The 18258-nt window shown below is 69.7% G+C and carries 16 protein-coding genes; 8 read left to right on the forward strand and 8 right to left on the reverse strand.

Annotated elements, in window-relative coordinates:
- Positions 1-30: 30 nt before the first annotated feature.
- Complete coding sequence (panB, locus tag ADL25_RS02830; protein WP_059125978.1) at positions 31-918, reverse strand: 3-methyl-2-oxobutanoate hydroxymethyltransferase; 888 nt, start codon at positions 916-918, stop codon at positions 31-33.
- A 307-nt stretch (positions 919-1225) separates the two neighbouring features.
- On the opposite strand from panB, the gene ADL25_RS02835 reads away from it, so the two are divergent.
- The 4 genes from ADL25_RS02835 (at position 1226) to ADL25_RS02850 (ending at position 6056) form a co-directional block, all read left to right on the forward strand.
- Positions 1226-2818, forward strand: a complete 1593-nt coding sequence (locus ADL25_RS02835; protein WP_059125979.1) for an MFS transporter — start codon at positions 1226-1228, stop codon at positions 2816-2818.
- 93 nt (positions 2819-2911) lie between these two features.
- Complete coding sequence (locus ADL25_RS02840) at positions 2912-3538, forward strand: TetR/AcrR family transcriptional regulator (RefSeq protein ID WP_059125980.1); 627 nt, start codon at positions 2912-2914, stop codon at positions 3536-3538.
- Between the two features lie 176 nt (positions 3539-3714).
- On the forward strand, positions 3715-4749 hold the full coding sequence (locus ADL25_RS02845) for an endonuclease/exonuclease/phosphatase family protein (RefSeq protein WP_059125981.1): 1035 nt from the start codon (positions 3715-3717) through the stop codon (positions 4747-4749).
- An 89-nt stretch (positions 4750-4838) separates the two neighbouring features.
- The gene (locus ADL25_RS02850) at positions 4839-6056 is read left to right on the forward strand and encodes an MFS transporter (RefSeq protein WP_059125982.1); all 1218 of its coding nucleotides are present in this window, start codon (positions 4839-4841) and stop codon (positions 6054-6056) included.
- A 176-nt stretch (positions 6057-6232) separates the two neighbouring features.
- On the opposite strand, the gene ADL25_RS02855 is transcribed toward ADL25_RS02850, so the two are convergent.
- The 4 genes from ADL25_RS02855 to ADL25_RS02870 form a co-directional block, all read right to left on the reverse strand.
- Entirely contained in the window at positions 6233-7987 is a 1755-nt protein-coding gene (locus ADL25_RS02855; protein WP_059125983.1) for an NAD+ synthase, read from the reverse strand.
- A gap of 201 nt (positions 7988-8188) precedes the next feature.
- Complete coding sequence (locus ADL25_RS02860) at positions 8189-10129, reverse strand: S53 family peptidase (protein ID WP_059125984.1); 1941 nt, start codon at positions 10127-10129, stop codon at positions 8189-8191.
- 303 nt (positions 10130-10432) lie between these two features.
- On the reverse strand, positions 10433-11056 hold the full coding sequence (locus ADL25_RS02865) for a DUF305 domain-containing protein (protein WP_059125985.1): 624 nt from the start codon (positions 11054-11056) through the stop codon (positions 10433-10435).
- Positions 11053-11721: a DUF3105 domain-containing protein gene (locus tag ADL25_RS02870; protein ID WP_059125986.1), complete on the reverse strand. Its 669-nt coding sequence runs from the start codon at positions 11719-11721 to the stop codon at positions 11053-11055. Before ADL25_RS02870 ends, ADL25_RS02865 begins: the two co-directional genes overlap by 4 nt.
- A 148-nt stretch (positions 11722-11869) precedes the next feature.
- On the opposite strand from ADL25_RS02870, the gene ADL25_RS02875 reads away from it, so the two are divergent.
- On the forward strand, positions 11870-12307 hold the full coding sequence (locus ADL25_RS02875) for an RrF2 family transcriptional regulator (RefSeq protein WP_059125987.1): 438 nt from the start codon (positions 11870-11872) through the stop codon (positions 12305-12307).
- Between the two features lie 52 nt (positions 12308-12359).
- Here ADL25_RS02875 and ADL25_RS02880 read toward each other — a convergent pair whose 3' ends face one another.
- Entirely contained in the window at positions 12360-13541 is a 1182-nt protein-coding gene (locus ADL25_RS02880) for a globin domain-containing protein (RefSeq protein ID WP_059125988.1), read from the reverse strand.
- 312 nt (positions 13542-13853) lie between these two features.
- Between ADL25_RS02880 and ADL25_RS02885 the strand changes: the two genes are divergently transcribed.
- Positions 13854-15215 (forward strand): glutamine synthetase family protein, encoded by a 1362-nt coding sequence (locus ADL25_RS02885; RefSeq protein ID WP_059125989.1) that lies wholly within the window; start codon positions 13854-13856, stop codon positions 15213-15215.
- A gap of 317 nt (positions 15216-15532) precedes the next feature.
- Here the strand turns inward: ADL25_RS02885 and ADL25_RS02890 are convergent, their stop codons facing one another.
- The gene (locus ADL25_RS02890; protein ID WP_059125990.1) at positions 15533-16048 is read right to left on the reverse strand and encodes an HAAS signaling domain-containing protein; all 516 of its coding nucleotides are present in this window, start codon (positions 16046-16048) and stop codon (positions 15533-15535) included.
- A complete protein-coding gene (locus tag ADL25_RS02895; protein WP_059125991.1) occupies positions 16045-16401 on the reverse strand; it encodes a PadR family transcriptional regulator in 357 nt (118 codons plus the stop codon). The genes ADL25_RS02890 and ADL25_RS02895 overlap by 4 nt, the downstream gene beginning before the upstream one ends.
- A gap of 477 nt (positions 16402-16878) precedes the next feature.
- On the opposite strand from ADL25_RS02895, the gene ADL25_RS02900 reads away from it, so the two are divergent.
- Both ADL25_RS02900 and ADL25_RS48825 read left to right on the forward strand, forming a co-directional pair.
- A complete protein-coding gene (locus tag ADL25_RS02900) occupies positions 16879-17463 on the forward strand; it encodes a DUF6461 domain-containing protein (RefSeq protein WP_220378158.1) in 585 nt (194 codons plus the stop codon).
- Positions 17464-17895: 432 nt separating this feature from the next.
- Entirely contained in the window at positions 17896-18123 is a 228-nt protein-coding gene (locus ADL25_RS48825) for a hypothetical protein (protein WP_147317896.1), read from the forward strand.
- The last annotated feature ends 135 nt before the right edge of the window (positions 18124-18258 follow it).

The following is an 18258-nucleotide window of genomic DNA, read 5'->3' on the forward strand; positions in this document are numbered from 1 at the left end:
AGCAGGTCGATCACCGCAACCGGCGGTGTCTCAGTGCACCGAGTGCTCGTCGAGCGGGAACGTTCCGCCGATGACGTCCTGTGCGAACGCCTTCGCCGCGTCGCCCATCACCTGGCGCAGGTCCGCGTACTGCTTGACGAACTTCGGCACCCGCCCGCCGGTCAGTCCCAGCATGTCGGTCCACACCAGGACCTGTGCGTCGGTGTCGGGTCCGGCCCCGATGCCGACCGTCGGGATGTGCAGCGCGCGGGTGACCTCCGCGGCCAGCTCCGCCGGGACCAGCTCGAGCACGACGGCGAACGCGCCGGCGTCCTGCACCGCCTTGGCGTCCCGCATCAGTTGAGCGGCGGCCTCCTCGCCGCGGCCCTGCACCCGGTAGCCCATGGCGTTGACGGACTGCGGGGTCAGCCCGATGTGCGCCATGACGGGGATGCCGGACTGCACGAGCAGTTCGATCTGGCCGTGCGAGCGCTCGCCGCCCTCCAGCTTCACCGCGCCGACGCCGGCCTCCTTCACCAGGCGGGTGGCCGAGCGCAGCGCCTGCACCGGGCCCTCCTGGTACGAGCCGAAGGGCAGGTCGCCGACGATCAGGGCGCGCTTGGTGCCCCGTACCACCGCGGCCGACAGCATGGTCATCTCGTCCAGGGTGACGGGGACCGTCGTCTCGTACCCGAGGTGGCAGTTGCCCGCGGAGTCGCCGACGAGCATCACGGGGATACCGGCCTCGTCGAACACGGACGCCGTCATCGCGTCGTAGGCGGTGAGCATGGGCCACTTCTCGCCGCGCTCCTTGGCGGCGGAGATGTCCCGGACGGTGATGCGGCGGGTGCTCTTTCCTCCGTACAGCGCCTTGCTGCTGTCGGAGGCCTTGAGCGCACCCTGAGCGGGCTGCCCCTGGGCAGCCGTGAGCTGCGTCATCGCAACGCTCCTTCTGTCATCTCGAGGCGCCCTGACGGCGTCCCCGGACCACCCCCATGGTGGCACCTCGTGCCACGCCCGGCTAGTGCGGGGCGCGCGAGGTGGCTCACCCCGCGCGGCACCGGCCGGCCCCGCCGGCCGACGGCGTCCGCGTCCCGGAAGGACCCGTTCGGGGCCCGGAACGCACGGTGTGCGTGGGGCCTGGGAGGGGGTGCTCGGACTCGGGACCTAGGTCTCTTTCTAAGGTCTCCGTAAAGTCTTTAGATACGAGACCGTTCCGTATCGAAATTCCCCTACGCTCTCTGCCATGACTACCCCTGCTGCCCCTGCGGAACGGCGTGTGCCCGAGGCGGTGCACCGCCGCCGGTGGGCGATTCTCGGCGTGCTGATGCTCAGCCTGCTCATCGTGGTGCTCGACAACTCCATCCTGAACGTCGCCATCAAGACGATCTCCACTCCGGCGCCGACCGGTCTGGGCGCCACCCAGAGCGAGCTCGAGTGGGCCATCAACGCCTACACCCTGGTCTTCGCCGGGCTGCTGTTCACCGCGGGTCTGCTGGGTGACCGCCTGGGGCGCAAGAAGATGCTGCTGGCCGGTCTGGCCGTGTTCGGTGCGGGGTCGGCGCTCGCCGCCGAGTCCGGTTCGCCCGCTCAGCTCATCGTCTTCCGCGCGCTCATGGGCCTCGGCGCGGCCTTCGTCATGCCCGCCACGCTCGCCGTCCTCATGAACGTGTTCGAGCGTGACGAGCAGCCCAAGGCCATCGGCATCTGGGCGGGCGGTGTCGGCCTCGCCATCGCGATAGGCCCGATCACCGGTGGTCTGCTCCTCGCCCACTTCTGGTGGGGCTCCGTCTTCCTCATCAACGTGCCGATCGTGGTCATCGCCCTGGCCCTGATGATCTGGCTCGTCCCCGACTCCCGCGACCCCAGCCCCGGCCGCATCGACCCGGTGGGCGTCGTCCTGTCCGTCGTCGGCCTGGTCCTGCTCGTCTACGGCATCATCAAGGGCGGCCAGCTCGCCGACTTCACCGACATCACGGTGCTCGCGACCATAGCCGCCGGTGTCGCCGTCCTCGCGCTCTTCGTGGTCTTCGAGAAGCGCAGCGACCACCCGTCCATCGACGTCACCTACTTCAAGAACAAGGTCTTCTCCGCCGCCATCGCGGCGATCGCACTGGTCTTCTTCGCCCTGATGGGCGTGACCTTCTTCTCCGTCTTCTACACCCAGAGCGTGCGGGGCTACTCGCCGCTGCAGACGGGCCTGCTGATGCTGCCGCTGGCCGCCGCACAGATGATCTTCGCGCCGCGCGCCCGGCTGCTGGTCGACCGGTTCGGCAACAGGGCCACGACCACGGGCGGCATGGTGATCATCGCCGCGATGCTGGCCGCGTTCGCCACCCTGCAGGCGGACACGCCGATCTGGATCCTCGAGGTCATCTTCTTCCTCATGGGCACCGGCATGGCGCACATCATGACGCCGACCAGCGTCGTCATCATGCAGGCGCTGCCCCGCGAGAAGGCGGGCTCCGCGTCCGCGCTCAGCAACACCTTCCGCCAGGTCGGCGGTGCGCTCGGCATCGCGGTCCTCGGCTCGGTCCTGTCGGCCACGTACCGCGACGGGATCCAGGACAAGCTCGCGCTCCTCCCGGCGGGCGTCCGGCACACCGCGGGCGAGTCGATCGAGGCGACGCTCGGTGTGGCCGCGAAGCTCGGCCCGAACGGCAAGGCCCTCGTCTCGCCGGCCAACGACGCGTTCCTGCACGCGATGCATGTGACGGCGCTGTGCGGCGCGGGCGTGGCGGTGCTCGGCGTGATCGTCGTGGCACTGTTCCTGCCCGGCAAGGCGCCCGTTCCGCAGAGCGGCAAGGAGGAGCCGGAGTTGGTGGCCGCCGACCACTGACGGCACGTCATGTCCGGGCACTCGGGGAGCCGAGTGCCCGATCATGCGTACACCGGGGAGAATCATCCCAGCGCAGCAAGGACGGAGCCGAATGTGAGCCTCGCGGAGAGCCGGACCCAGCAGGACTGCCCCGTGCGGGGACGCCCCCGCAGCGAGGCCGTCGAACGGGCCATCGTCGAGGGGGTGATGAAGCTCATCGAGGAGGGTGTGCCCCTCGCGGACCTCTCCATAGAGCGCATCGCCCGTACCGCCGGCGTCGGCAAGGCCACCATCTACCGTCGGTGGAGCGACAAGGAGGACCTCTTCGTCGACGTCATGCGGTCCACCGAGCCCCCGGACCCCGAGCTGCCCGGCACCTCGATGCGTGACGACCTCGTCGTGCTGCTCGAGTCGCTGCGGCAGCGCGGGCTCGCCAGTCGCTCCTCGGCGATCCTGCACAACGTGTACGCGCAGATGAAGACCAGCCCCAAGATCTGGTCCGCCTACCACGCGACCGTCGTCGCCCCGAGACGGCGGCTCGGGCTGGAGGTCCTGCGCCGCGGGCAGGCGAACGGCGAACTGCGTGACGACCTCGACATCGAGCTGATGAACGACATCCTCGTCGGACCCATGCTCGTGCGCTCCCTGCTGCGCCCGGAGGCCAAGCTGGAGGAGGGCCTCGCCGAGCAGATAGTCGACACGGTCATGGAAGGACTACGGCCCGTCAGTTCCCCGTCGTAGTGTCCGGGTTTCGTCACAGAAGCCCCTACTCGTGCCCTCATCCGGAACCTCTCACGCCGACTTCGCCGTCCTCGTCCGCGAACGGCCGCCCGGGTGCGGCAGGGAACGGGGCCGATCATCCCCTAGGGTCATAACCGCGGGGACGACGGTGTGCACGGCAAGGTGTGAGGCGACGTATGGCGCAGGCGTACACGACGGAGGCGGGCAGCGGCGGCACGGGGCCGGACCGCAGAGGGTCCCGGTTCCGGCACCTGTACCACGTCCTGCGCGACGACCGCGGCATCTGGCGTCGCGGGATCGTGCTGGCCGCTCTCGCGATCGTCCTCGCGCTCGTGATGGTGATGCACGCACGGATCCCCAACGCCATAGGAAATCTCGGCAGTCTCTCCGAGACGTTCCTGCCCTGGCTCGGCGTGGTCCTCATCCCGTTGCTGCTGATTCTCGGGCTGGTGCGCAAGTCGGCGACCGCGCTGGTCGCCCTGGTGCTGCCCGTCGTCGTGTGGCTGAACCTCTTCGGCGGTCTGTTCGGCGACAAGACCGGCGCCGGCGGCGATCTGACCGTCGCCACGCACAACGTCAACGCGGACAACCCCGATCCGCACGGCACGGCGCGTGACGTGGCGGCCTCCGGCGCGGACGTGCTGGCCCTGGAGGAGCTGAAGGCGTCCGAGGTGCCGGTGTACGAGCAGGCGCTGGCGTCGACGTACAAGTACCACTCGGTGCAGGGCACGGTCGGCCTGTGGAGCAAGTACCCGCTGACCGGGATCGCGCCCGTGGACATCAAGCTCGGCTGGACACGGGCGATGCGGGCCACGGTGAACACGCCGGAGGGCCGGGTCGCCGTCTATGTCGCCCACATGCCCTCGGTGCGGGTGAAGCTGGCGGCCGGATTCACCGCGCGGGAGCGGGACACCAGTGCGGACGCGCTCGGTGAGGCCATTTCCGACGAGAAGCTGGACAAGGTGATCCTGCTGGGCGACCTCAACGGCACCATGAACGACCGTTCGCTCAACGCCGTGACCTCGCAGATGCGGTCCACGCAGGGTGCGGCGGGCAGCGGGTTCGGCTTCAGCTGGCCGGCGTCGTTCCCGATGGCGCGGATCGACCAGATCATGGTCAGGGGCGTGGAACCGACGAGCTCGTGGACCCTGCCGCGGACGAGCAGCGATCATCTGCCCATCGCGGCGCGTGTGAAGGTCACCACGCCGTAACCTGGCGGAATACTGGGCCTGGCATGCTTTGTTCCGTACTTGAACATATAAGGTGACGGAACCCTGCTCCTGAAAGGCAAAGGCCCTTCATGCCCCTGGCCCTGCTCGCCCTCGCCGTGGGCGCCTTCGGCATCGGTACGACCGAGTTCGTGATGATGGGCCTGCTGCCCGACGTCGCGGACGACCTGCGCATATCCATCCCCGCCGCCGGGCACCTGGTGTCCGCGTACGCGCTGGGTGTGGTGATCGGCGCGCCGCTGCTCGCCGCGGTCACTGCCCGTATGTCCCGCCGCACCGTCCTCATCGGTCTGATGGTGCTGTTCGTCCTCGGCAACGCGCTGTCCGCGCTCGCCCCCGACTACCACTGGCTGCTGGCCGCGCGCTTCCTGAGCGGTCTCCCGCACGGTGCGTTCTTCGGCGTCGGGGCGGTGGTCGCCACGAACCTGGTGGCGCCGGAACGCAAGGCCCGCTCGGTCTCCCTGATGTTCCTCGGGCTGACGGTCGCCAACATCGCGGGTGTGCCGGTGGCCACCCTGATGGGCCAGGACCTCGGGTGGCGGGCCACGTTCCTGGGGGTGAGCGTGATCGGCGCGGCGGCGATCGCGTCGCTGTTCCTGCTGATCCCCAAGGACCACACCCACGCCCCGTCCGGCGGCCTGAGGGGCGAACTGGTGGCCCTGCGCTCCCTGCCGGTCTGGCTGGCCCTGGGCACAACGGTGGCGGGCTTCGGCGCGCTGTTCTCGGCCTACAGCTATGTGACACCGATGCTGACGGACGCCGCGGGCTACGCCGACGCCAGTGTCACCCTGCTGCTGGCCCTGTTCGGCGTCGGCGCGACCATCGGCAATCTGGTGGGCGGCCGGCTCTCGGACCACTCGCTGCTGGGCACCCTGTTCGGCGGCCTGACCTCGATGGTCGTCGTCCTGTTGCTGTTCCCGCTGCTCATGGGTGCCCAGTGGAGCGCCGCCCTGGCGGTGACGCTGCTCGGCACGGCGGCCTTCATCACGGGCTCACCGCTGCAGCTGATGGTGATGGAGAAGGCGTCCGCGGGCCCCTCCCTCGCGTCCTCGGCGAACCAGGCGGCCTTCAACCTGGCGAACGCGGGCGGTGCCTGGATCGGCGGCCTCGCCCTCGCGGCGGGCTTCGGCGTCACGTCCCCGGCCCTCGCGGGCGCGGCCCTGGCGGTCCTGGGACTGGCCGTGGCGGGGGTCGCCCACGCGGTTGACCGGCGACGGGGCCCGCTGAGCGGCCGGGAACGTGTGATCGCGACGCATGTCCCGGAGCACGCGGAGACCGTGCACGGCTGACACGGCGGTCCGCCCGAAGCCCTCCACCCGGGGCGCTTCGCTCCTCGCCTCGCCGGCGGGTCCGACCGCCCCCTGGAGTTCCCGCCGTGGCGGGCGGCGGAGCCTCACCCGGCGTCCTCACCGGGGCGGCGCGGCAACCCGGGGGCGCCGTCGGACCGACGGCGCCCCCGAGGGTGTCATGCGTGTTCGCGCCAACGGTTCGTGATCGGCAGGCGGCGGTCCTTGCCGAAGCCCTTCGCCGAGATCTTCGTGCCCGGCGGGTACTGGCGGCGCTTGTACTCCGCGGTGTCGACCATGCGCAGGGTCCTCACCACCAGTTCGCGCTCGAAGCCCGCCGCGACGATCACGTCCGCGCCCTTGTCCCGGTCCACGTACAGGTCGAGGATCGCGTCCAGCACCGGGTAGTCGGGCAGCGAGTCGGTGTCGACCTGGCCGGGGCGCAGCTCCGCGCTCGGCGGCTTCGTGATCGAGTTCTCCGGGATGGGCGGCGTCTGCCCCCGCTCCTGCGCCGCGCGGTTGCGCCACCGCGCCAGCTGGAAGATCGACGTCTTGTACACGTCCTTGATCGGACCGTACGCGCCCACCGAGTCGCCGTACAGCGTCGAGTAGCCCACCGCCAGCTCCGACTTGTTGCCGGGTGCCAGCACGATGTGGCCCTCCTGGTTGGAGATCGCCATCAGCAGCGTCCCGCGCAGCCGGGACTGGAGGTTCTCCTCCGCCAGCCCGGTCAGGCCCAGTGCGTCCATGTAGGCGGCGAACATCGGCTCGATGGCGACGGTGCGGAAGTGCAGGCCCGTCCGCCGTGCCAGCTGCGCCGCGTCGCTCCTCGAGTGCTCGGAGGAGTACTTCGACGGCATCGACACGCCGTACACGTTCTCCGCGCCGATCGCGTCGCACGCGATCGCCGCGACCAGCGCCGAGTCGATACCGCCGGACAGACCGATGAGCACGGACCGGAAGCCGTTCTTCTTCACGTACGCCCGCAGACCCACGACCAGGGCCGAGTAGACCTCCTCCGCGTCGTCGAGGCGCTCCGCGTATCCGCCTGTCAGCTCCGGCTCGTAGGCCGGCAGCGGCTCCTCGGACAGCACCAGCCGGTCGATGCGCAGACCGTCGTCCACCACGCCCGCCGGCGCGTCCGGGTCCGCCCGCGGCAGGTCGAGGTCCATGACCACACATCCCTCGGCGAACTGCGGCGCACGCGCGAGCACCTCGCCGTCGGGGGCGACGACGATCGAGTCCCCGTCGAAGACCAGCTCGTCCTGACCGCCGATCATGGCCAGGTAGGCGGTGGTGCAGCCGGCCTCCTGCGCCCGCTTGCGCACCAGCTCCAGCCGGGTGTCGTCCTTGTCGCGCTCGTACGGCGAGGCGTTGATCGACAGCAGCAGGCCCGCCCCCGCGGACCGCGCGGCCGGTACACGGCCACCGTCCTGCCACAGGTCCTCGCAGATGGCGAGCGCGATGTCGACACCGTGCAGCCGCACGACCGGCATGGTGTCGCCGGGCACGAAGTAGCGGAACTCGTCGAAGACGCCGTAGTTCGGCAGATGGTGCTTGGCGAAGGTGAGCGCCACCTCGCCCCGGTGCAGTACCGCCGCCGCGTTCTGCGGGGCCCCGGCCGGCTGCCCGTATTTCGGCTGGGCGGTCTCCGAGCGGTCGAGGTAGCCGACGAGCACCGGCAGCTCGCCGAAGCCCTCGGCGGCGAGGCGCGCGGCGAGGTCCCTCAGGGCGGCGCGGGAGGCCTCGACGAAGGAGGACCGCAGGGCGAGGTCCTCGACGGGATACCCGGTCAGCGCCATCTCCGGGAACGCCACCAGATGCGCTCCCTGCTCGGCGGAGTGCCGGGTCCAACGGAGGATCGCCTCGGCGTTTGCGGCGAGATCACCGACGGTCGAGTCGATCTGATTCAGGGCGAGGCGTAGTTGAGGCACGGGCTCAGTCTAGACGCCAGTAATCGTCAGAGCGACACAATGGGGGTGTGGGGCGCCCCACGTGGCAGGCGCGCCGGGCCGCCGACGGCGTAACGGTCATCTCCGGGTCCTCCGGGCGCCGGCACGAACGCCCGGACGCACGCGCGCCCGCCCTCCGGTGAGGGAGGACGGGCGCGACGCGGGACCGCGTGAGGCCGCCGGTCAGTGGCGGCGCCACGAGTTGACGTAGCCGGAAGCGGGCGAGCCCACACCGGTCACGTCGTCGTAGCCCTTCACGGCGCTCAGCGAGCTGTCCTTGCCGAGGCTGCGGACCGAGGTGGCGACGCCGTCCGCGGCATCGAAGCCGTTGACGAAGTCGACACGCGCCACGGCGAGACCGGAACCCGTCGGGTTGTCAGTGACGTCGTGGTACACCTTCGACCCGTTCTTGGCGTAGATCGCCGGGTTGGCGAAGCCGATCGCCTTGCCGCCGCCGGCCTCCTGGGACAGCGCCTGCACGGCCGCGATCACGGGCGCGGCGAGCGAGGTGCCGCCGATCCGGTACTCGCTGTACTGCTGCGACCCGTCCGGGAAGGTCTGCGTCTGGCCGACCTTGAAGCCGGTATTGGGGTCGGCGATCGCCGCGATGTCCGGGACGACGCGGTTACCGGTGGCGTTGTTCGCCTTGGCCAGCGCGTCCGGCACGACGCCCTTCTGGTAGAAGGGCTCCGCGACCGTCTTGCTGGTGCCGCCGCCCGCGCCCGAGGTGTAGGCGCCGGGGAAGTCCACCCAGCTCTTGCCGTCGGTCGAGAGGTTGGCCTTGTCCGTGCCCCAGCCGGTCTCCCACAGGTACTTGTCGCCCTTGCCGACGGCCAGCGAGGTACCGCCGACCGCGGTCACCCAGGCCGAGTTGGCCGGGGTGTCGACCTGCTTCGTACCGGTGTGGGCGACCTCGTCGCCGTTGTCGCCGGAGGAGAAGTAGAAGCCGATGCCCTCGACCGCGCCGAACTGGAAGACCTGGTCGTAGGCGGCCGCGACGTCCGGCGTCTCGTTCGCCTCGATGTCGCCCCAGGAGTTGGAGACGATGTCGGCCAGGTGACCGTCGACGATCTTGCCGAGTGAGTCGAGGAGGTCGTCGTCGTAGCAGGAGGCGGCGCCCACGTACGTGATGTCGGCGGCGGGCGCGACCGCGTGCACGGCCTCGACGTCGAGGGTCTCCTCGCCGTACCAGCCGGCGGCCCCGCACTCCTCGGTCTTCGTGTACGTGCCCGGCAGCACCTGGTGCAGCTGGCCGCTGCCGTAGGCGGCGTCACCGTGCTTCTTCGCGTAGGTGGCCGCGTCGAAGGCGATGGTCGGCGAGGCGTACGCGTCGGTGATGGCCACCCGGACGCCCTTGCCCGTGTACTTCCCGGCGCCGTACGCGGCCCGCAGCTGCTTGCCGGTGTAGCCCTGGACGGCGTACGGGATCTTCGTGCCGTACGCGGAGGGAAGGGTCTTCGCGGTGTTCGAGCCGTAGTACGAGGAGAACGGCCCGGCGTTCTTGAACACGGCGTCCGGCGGCGGCAGCGCGTCCTTGTGCCCGGCCTTGTGCGGAGCGCTGTCCAGACCGGTGACGGTCAGGACGGCACCCTTCAGGCTCTCCGGAACGGAGGCCGTCTGCGTCGGCGCCCGGTAGGTCTTCGAGCCCTTCGCGTAGTTGTGCAGCTGGGTGCCGAACGCCTTCTCCGCGGCGGCCACATCGCCGGTGACGGAGACGTAGTGCGCAGTGACGGAGGTGACCTGGAGTCCCGCCGCCTTCAGCCACGACGTCACCGCGGCCACCTGGGCCTTGGTCGCGCCGAAGCGCTGCTGCGTCTGCTTGGCGCTCAGGTACTTGCCGTACAGCGGCGATGCCGGGTTCGACACGGCCTGCGCGTACGCGGCGAGGCCCTTGGCGTCGCGGCCTGCGAGGTACACGCGGGCGGAGACCTGGGCGCCGTTGGAGGTCGCGCCCTTGTCCGCCTTGGCCGTCGCCCACACGGGCCTGGTGCCCGCGAGCGCGTCACGGCCGGGGTTGTCCGCGGCGTGGGCCGCGGGTATGCCGAGCGCCAGTGCGCCGGTGAGAAGCGGCAGTGTCGCTGCCAGGCTCACGCCGGCGCGCGCCTTGGCGCGGTTGGATCTCATAAAACCCCCTGCGATGCGGTTCTTCGCATGTCGTGGTCGTCGATCCGCGTAGAACCGCGCGTGGAACGCGCGGTGAATGGATCACACGATGGAGGCCACTCTTGCGATGAACGGTTCATGCCAGGGGAATGAAAAGGCCAAGAAGACCTCAAGTGACAGAGAATCGTGGGGGTTTGGGGCGGTTTCGGTGAACCGCCCCGTGTTGCGGCCTGGTTGAGGCTGCCCGAGCGGGCCGGGGCCGCGGGCACCGGGAGGTGCGGAGAGGTCCACCGGGGCTCCCGGACCCCCGTCCGGAGAGCCCCGTCAGTCGCGCGGCTTCACGCCGCGCTCCTTGAGCATCGTGGCCATCAGCTCGATCTCCGACTGCTGTGCGTCGACCATGCCCTGCGCGAGCCTCTTCTCCACGCCCACCGTGCACTTGGCGACACAGCCCTCGGCCATGTGGATGCCGCCCCTGTGATGGTCGGTCATCATCTGGAGGTAGAGGATCTCGGCCTGCTTGCCCTGCAGTGTGCCGAGCTTCTTCATCTCGGTGTTCGTCGCCATGCCGGGCATCAGCGCGCCGTCCTCGCCGGGGGGCATGTCACCCATGCCCATCCAGGTCATCGGCGGATCGGCGGACACCTTCGGCAGTCCCCACAGGTCGAGCCAACCCAGCAGCATGCCACGCTGGTTGGCCTGCGTCTGCGCGATGTCGTAGGCGAGTCGGCGCACTTCGTCGTCCTTAGTGCGGTCGCGCACGATGTACGACATCTCGACGGCCTGCTGGTGGTGCACCGCCATGTCCCGGGCGAAGCCCGCGTCCGCGGAGCCGACGGTGGGCGCTTTCGCCGTGGGCCCGGCGTCCTCGGCGACCGCGTACGTGATCGCCCCGGCCGCGACGAGCGCCGCCGCGGCGGCCCCGGTGATCCAGCCGACGTGCCTCATTGCCCCAGCCCACCGGTGCACGCGGCCCCCGGCTCGGGCGTCTGGGAGCCCTGGACGAACTGGGCGAAGAACGCGTCGACGGCCGGGTCGCTCGCGCTCTTCACCGTGCGCTGGTGGGCCCAGGCCGAGAGCATGATCGGGTCCTTCTGGTCCTCGACGGGGCTCATCAGCGTGTACGGCGTCTTCCTGACCTTGGCCGTCAGCGCGTCGACGTCGGCCTTGGGCGCCTTGCTGCTGTACGTCACCCAGACCGCCCCGTGCTCGAGCGAGTGCACCGCGTTCATGTTGTTGACGGGCTTGGTGTAGACGTCGCCGTTGCAGTTCTGCCAGACCGGATTGTGGTCGCCGCCGACCGGGGGCTCCATCGGGTAGGACACGGTCTTGCCGGTGTGGGTGCGGCCCAGCGTCCCCTTCCAGGTCTTCACCCCGTCCGCACCGGTGACGAACCCGCCCGAACCCTTGTCGTCGCTCGCCGCGGAGGCCTTGTCCCCGGACTGCGACTGGAGCAGGACGACACCGCCGACGGCGAGGCCGGCGACGACGACCACGCTCGCGGCGACGGTGACGATCCGGTTGCGGCGCTCGCGTGCGCGCTCGGCACGGCGCATCTCCTCTATGCGCGCCCTGCGGTCGGCGGAGGAGCCGGTCTTGTTCGCGGAGCCCATGCGGAGTCCTTTGAGGGAGGGACGTTCGGGACGGCTGATCGTAGTGGGGCGGGGGAGCCCTCACCTACGGCGGGCACGGGAATGGCCGAACAAGAGACCTTTCTGCCGATAATTTGAAGCGTGGATGCGCATTATTTACGCTGGCGGCATGCGGCTGTTGCGCTCCACCGACCTGGCACTGCGTGTCCTGATGAGGCTCGCCGTCGCGGGCGGCTCCAACCCCACGACCCGCGAGGTCGCGGCGGCCATGGACGTGCCCTACACGCACGCCGCGAAGGTCGTCGCCGAACTGCAGCACATGGGGCTGCTCGAAGCCCGGCGCGGCCGTGGCGGCGGTCTCGCGCTGACCGACGCCGGGCGTACGGCGTCGGTGGGAGCGGTCGTCCGTGCCTTCGAGGGCGACGGGGACGTCGTCGACTGCGAGGGCGCCACGCCCTGCCCCCTGCACACCGGGTGCCGGCTGCGGGGCGCGCTGCGACGGGCCCAGGAGGCGTTCTTCGCCTCGCTGGACCCGTTGACGGTCGAGGACGTGGTGGCCGCCCCGACGGGACCGTTGCTGCTGGGGATCTCCCCCCGGCCTTCCTGAACCGCGCGCGGCCGGTCCGGCCGCGCGGGCGTCCGGCCCGGGGAGGGCTTCGTCAGCCCTGGGCGAGCCAGAGGTCCGGCCCGAACACCTCGTAGTGGATGTCCGCCGGCGCCACGCCCTTGTCGATGAGCTGGGTGCGCACCGACCGCATGAAGGGCAGCGGACCGCACAGGTAGGCGCGCGTGCCCGGTGCGACCGGCACCGTGGCGAGGTCGACACGGCCGGTGCGGGCGGATTCGTGGGCGCCCTCCTCGTACCAGAAGTGCACGTCGGCGTGAGGCAGCTTGGTCGCGAAGCCCTCGTGGTCGGCGCGCAGGGCGTGCGCGGCGGGCGAGCGGTCCGCGTGCACGACGGTGACCGGTGAGCCGTGGCCGGTGCGGGCCAGCTCCTCCAGCATGGCGATCATCGGTGTCACGCCGATGCCGGCGGAGGCCAGCAGCAGGGGGGCCTCGGTGGCGTCCAGGACCAGGTCGCCGTAGGGCGCGGACAGCTCGAGGACCTCACCCTCGCGTACGTGCGCGTGCAGATGGGTCGAGACCTCCCCGTCCGGGCCCGCGCCGCCGCGGACACGCTTGACGCTGAACTGCCGCAGCGGTGAGCCGGGCGCGGCGGAGAGGCTGTACTGGCGGATCTGCCGGGCGCCGTCGGGGAGCTCGACGCGGACGGAGACGTACTGGCCGGGGCGGAAGTCCGGGACGGGGTCGCCGTCGGCCGGACGGAGCTGGAAGGTGGCGACGTCCTCGGTCTCCTCGACGCGCCCGGCCACCCGCCACCTCCGCCAGCCGGTCTGCCCGCTCGCCCCGTACAGCCGCTTCTCGATCGCGATCAGCGCGTTCGCCATCAGCCAGTACACCTCGTCCCAGGCGGCCGCGACCTCGAGGGTGACCGCGTCCCCGAGGACCTTCGCGATGGCGGCGAAGAGGTGCTGGTGGACGATCGCGTACTGATCCGGTGCCACACCGAGGGACGCGTGCTTGTGGGCGATGCGGCTCAGCATCACGTCGGGCCGCTCGTCCGGGTGCTCCACCAGGTGGGCGGCGAAGGCGGCGATCGAGGCGGCCAGTGCCTGGCGCTGGGTGCCGGCCGCCTGATTGCCGCGGTTGAAGAGGTCGCGCAGCAGTTCCGGATGGGCGGTGAACAGCCCGTCGTAGAAGCGCTCGGTGATCTCCCCGAGGGAGGCGCCGACGGCGGGGAGGGTGGCGCGCACGGTGGCGGCCGACTGTTCGGACAGCATCGGGACTCCTTCGTGGAGGGAGGGCTCGGCCCCTCGGGCACTCGACACGGTAATAAAAGTTGCATCTGAGATGCAAATTAAAGGTGGGGTGCGGTGGGAAGGGGTCGGCCATTACACATGGGCCGACGAACAGGCAAGATGGGCGGCAGAGCAGGACATCGCCGGGATGCGGGGTGTTCGGTCCGGAGTCGGCCGGTCGATCAAGGTCCGCAACGCGGACGAAACGGTGTTGTGGTGTGATGCTCAGGTGCCCGACCGCCTCTCGCGTGCTACCGGCAGGCGGCCTGACCAGCAAGGATGGGGAAGCGGAAGATGGACAAGCAGCAGGAGTTCGTGCTCCGTACGTTGGAGGAGCGCGACATCCGTTTCGTACGCCTGTGGTTCACGGACGTGCTGGGTTTCCTCAAGTCCGTGGCGGTGGCGCCCGCCGAACTGGAGCAGGCCTTCGACGAGGGCATCGGCTTCGACGGCTCGGCCATCGAGGGATTCGCGCGGGTCTACGAGTCCGACATGATCGCCAAGCCGGACCCGTCGACGTTCCAGGTCCTGCCGTGGCGGGCCGAGGCCCCGGGCACGGCCCGTATGTTCTGCGACATCCTCATGCCGGACGGCTCGCCGTCCTTCGCGGATCCCAGGTATGTGCTCAAGCGGGCCCTCGCCCGCACCTCCGACCTGGGGTTCACCTTCTACACCCACCCGGAGATCGAGTTCTTCCTGCTGAAGGACCGGCCCCTCGACGGCACCCGCCCGACCCCGGCCGACAACTCCGGCTACTTCGACCACACGCCCCAGAACATCGGCATGGACTTCCGCCGTCAGGCGATCACGATGCTGGAGTCGATGGGCATCTCCGTGGAGTTCTCCCACCACGAGGGCGCGCCGGGTCAGCAGGAGATCGACCTGCGGTACGCGGATGCGCTGTCCACGGCCGACAACATCATGACGTTCCGCCTGGTCATGAAGCAGGTGGCGCTGGAGCAGGGCGTGCAGGCGACGTTCATGCCGAAGCCGTTCTCCGAGCACCCGGGCTCCGGCATGCACACGCACCTGTCCCTCTTCGAGGGTGACCGCAACGCGTTCTACGAGTCCGGAGCCGAGTACCAGCTCTCCAAGGTCGGCCGCTCCTTCATCGCCGGCCTGCTGCGGCACGCGGCGGAGATCTCGGCGGTCACCAACCAGTGGGTCAACTCCTACAAGCGCATCTGGGGCGGCTCCGAGCGCACCGCGGGCGCCGGCGGCGAGGCGCCGTCGTACATCTGCTGGGGCCACAACAACCGTTCGGCCCTGGTCCGGGTCCCGATGTACAAGCCGGGCAAGACCGGTTCGGCCCGGGTCGAGGTCCGCTCGATCGACACGGGCGCCAACCCGTACCTCGCCTACGCGGTCCTGCTGGCGGCCGGCCTGAAGGGCATCGAGGAGGGCTACGAACTCCCGCCGGGCGCCGAGGACGACGTCTGGGCCCTGACGGACGCCGAGCGCCGCGCGATGGGCATCGAGCCCCTGCCGCAGAACCTCGGCGAGGCACTGACGCTGATGCAGCGCAGCGACCTGGTCGCCGAGACGCTGGGGGAGCACGTCTTCGACTTCTTCCTGCGCAACAAGCAGGCGGAGTGGCACGAGTACCGCTCCGAGGTGACCGCGTTCGAGCTGCGGAAGAATCTGCCGGTGCTGTAGGCGCAGGTCAGGGCGGGTTTCTCGCTGAGACGTCGCATGGGGCCGACGGTCGTGGACCGTCGGCCCCGTTGCGTGTCACTGGCTCCGGGCCGTTTCCCGGCCGTCGGGCACGGGACCAGTGTCCTCAGGCGAGCCGTCAGCGTTCTGACGTTCTGGCCGGCGTCACGTCAAGTCACCCGAAGAGGGCTCGGAGTTGTGCGGCTTCGCGCCGCAAGTCTGCCCATAGGGGCTTGGGCAAGCCCGCCTGTGGATCGGGCGGGGTGCAAAGTGTCGACGAGAGCGCCTGCAACGACTGCGGCTCTCGGAGCGTGTCGCCGTTACGGGGTGCTCGTCGCCGTTGGCCCGCTGGGCTGGTGTATGGCGTCGTTCGGATGGGACGACTGCAGGGCCCACCAGCTCAGTGCCAGCAAACAGATGGTGAGCGTCGCCGCTGCACCGAGAACGAAGATCTTCCTACCGGGCCGCCTGGCCTTCGATGACGCCGACGACCGGGAACCGGCCGGTTCCGGCCCTTCGTTCCTGGTGCTGCTCAGTGGGGGCTGTTGTGTCTCAGTCAGGTGAGCCGCTGGGGCAGGGGCAAGGACGACCGCGGGCGCAGAGCCCGTGGATGCCGGACCCTGCTCGGCTGAGACGATCTCCTCCGGAGATCCCAGGCGCCCCAGGATGGCACGTACGGCAGTCGCGTCCAGGATCTCCACCTCGTCCGTAGCCGCGTCGATGTGCTCACGAATCTCTTCTCTGAGCTCCGCACGACGCTGCGGCGCAAGGGCCACCGAGGCGCTGTCCAGGCGCTTCAGGTACTCCTCGATGAGCTGTTTGCGCTCAGAAGTCATCGATGGTCCTCCTCATTGTCCAGCAGTTTGTCGACGGCTGTTCGGAACTGCGCCCAGTCGCTCGTGAACTTCTCCAACGCTTGGCGTCCTGCGGACGTCAGCGTGTAATAGCGGCGCGCCGGCCCGACTTCGGACTCGCGCAGGAAAGAGCTGACCCACTCGTCCTTTCGAAGCCGGGACAGCAGGGGGTAGATCGTGCCTTCGCTGGTCACCAGCCCGTGCGCGTCACACAGTTCCCGCACCAGCTCGTAGGCGTACTTTTCACGGTCTCGCAGCTGCGCCAGGACGCAGAACTGCAGTACGCCCCTCCTGAGTTGGCTGATCCCTGAACGTGGTTCATCAGGAGCTACCATGCGGTGCAAGGTACCTGTCGGGCTACTGGTAAAGCAACTCCCCAAGTTGTTCGGTGGCCCTGGAAGGCCGGATGTGGCTTCAAAGCAGCTTGCCGACGTGGCTTGGCTGAAGGCCGTCCGGCCCTTCGAGGCGCCCTGGCCGCTGATCGAAAGACGCGGAACGCGTCGCTGTTTACGGAGCTGACGACGGGGTGTCCTACGGGCCCGACGGCACAAGACTCGGCTGCAGGAGGGACGCGTGAGCCAACAGCGGGCCCGGATATCGTTCGGTATCGACGCGGGCGAGGGCCGTCACTGGGCCGCAGTGGTCGACGAGACCGGTGCGACCCTGTGGTCGAGGAACGAGGTGCGCGTAGACCCGGAGCGTGAACCCCGGGTCGCTGTGGCCGAGGTAGGCGCTCGGCGGGGGAGTGCGGTTGCCCGAGCCCGCCGCCGGCGTTCGGCCGGGGTGTCAGGGGCCGTGACAGCATCCCGGGCATGACGAGTAGCGCTACGGGCCGTGGTCTGGATCATTTCCGCGGCGATATCCCCATCTACACGCTGACCTTCGCCAAGGGCCTGTCCCCCACGGAGTTGCTGACCCGTATGGGGATCGATCCGGACACCCTGGCGCTGCGCGATCCCATGGATCTGTACGACGACTTCGACGACGCCCTGTACGACGAGGACGAACCCGTGGTGACGACCGGTACCGACGGTGCGTGGACGTGGGCGTGGGAACAGGGCGGCAGCCACGGGCTGGACGCGCGGATCCTGTCCGAGGTCTCGCGGGGGACCGAGGCCGTTGCTCTGCACTACAACGAGAAGCCGATGCACTGGTTCAAGTACGCGGTCAACGGCGACATCATCGTCGACTTCCACACGCTCCAGCCGATCGAACCTACCGGCCTGGACCCGCAGCGGCTCGACGCGTTCATGCGCCCGCTCGGGCTCGTCCCCGGCCGGTCCGATCCGCTGCACAGCGTGCTGGCCCTGGCGGAGAACGCCTTCGGGCTCCGCGTGACGGCGGCCGGGGATGACGACGAGCGCTGGAGCGGCAGCCTGCTCCCCCTGCCCGAGTAGGGCTGGACACTGCTGGGCCGGAGGCGAGGGGCAGTCGTCAGCGGCGGTGTCCCCGGGCTTTGGCGAGGTTCTTGGGCGGCTGCCTTACCGTCGCTGCCGCCTGTCGAGCGGACGACGGTGACCACGCCCCAAGCCACGACCGAGGCCAGGAACGCGAGCGCGGCTAGGTTCGCGGCGACGGCGGCTTAGAGTTGATCTAGAAGGCGGTACTTCCTCGTGTCTCACGGTGAACAATTTTCCGAACCGCCGTCACGCCCAGGGGGAAGCATGACCGTCACCGAGCTTCTGAGACCCGCCCTCGTCGCCACGCTCCTGGCCTCAGTCACCGCCTGCGGCGCGTCGTCCGTGCCGGATGACGCGGCGAGCACCACAACCGGATCGAGGTCCGCCGAAACGCGTCGATCGGCAGCACCTGAGCCTGTCGCCGCCATCATGCCCGATGTCATCGGCGGCAACGCCGGGCGCGCGTACGAGCAGATGAGCTCCGAACTCGACATGACCTTCAAGGACGCGAGCGGACAGGGCCGTCCGGTGGACGACCCGGCCGCGTGGAAGATCTGCAACTCCCAGCCGGGCCCGAACCAGCAGATCACCAGTCTCCGAGTCATCTTCGACGTGGTGAGGGTTTCGGAGAGTTGCAAGGACACGGTGCCGAAGTGATGTGCCGGAGCACGCCGGTGTCCCACCGCGGTCTTCCATGCTGCGTATCTCCGGACCGGTAGGGGGACGCCTGCGATGCGTTGAACGTGCCGGAACGTGAAGGGCGCTAATGCGTCGGCTGTGGTGGGCGGCCGG

The organism is Streptomyces sp. NRRL F-5122 (genome assembly GCF_001507435.1).
Lineage (GTDB): Bacteria > Actinomycetota > Actinomycetes > Streptomycetales > Streptomycetaceae > Streptomyces > Streptomyces lannensis.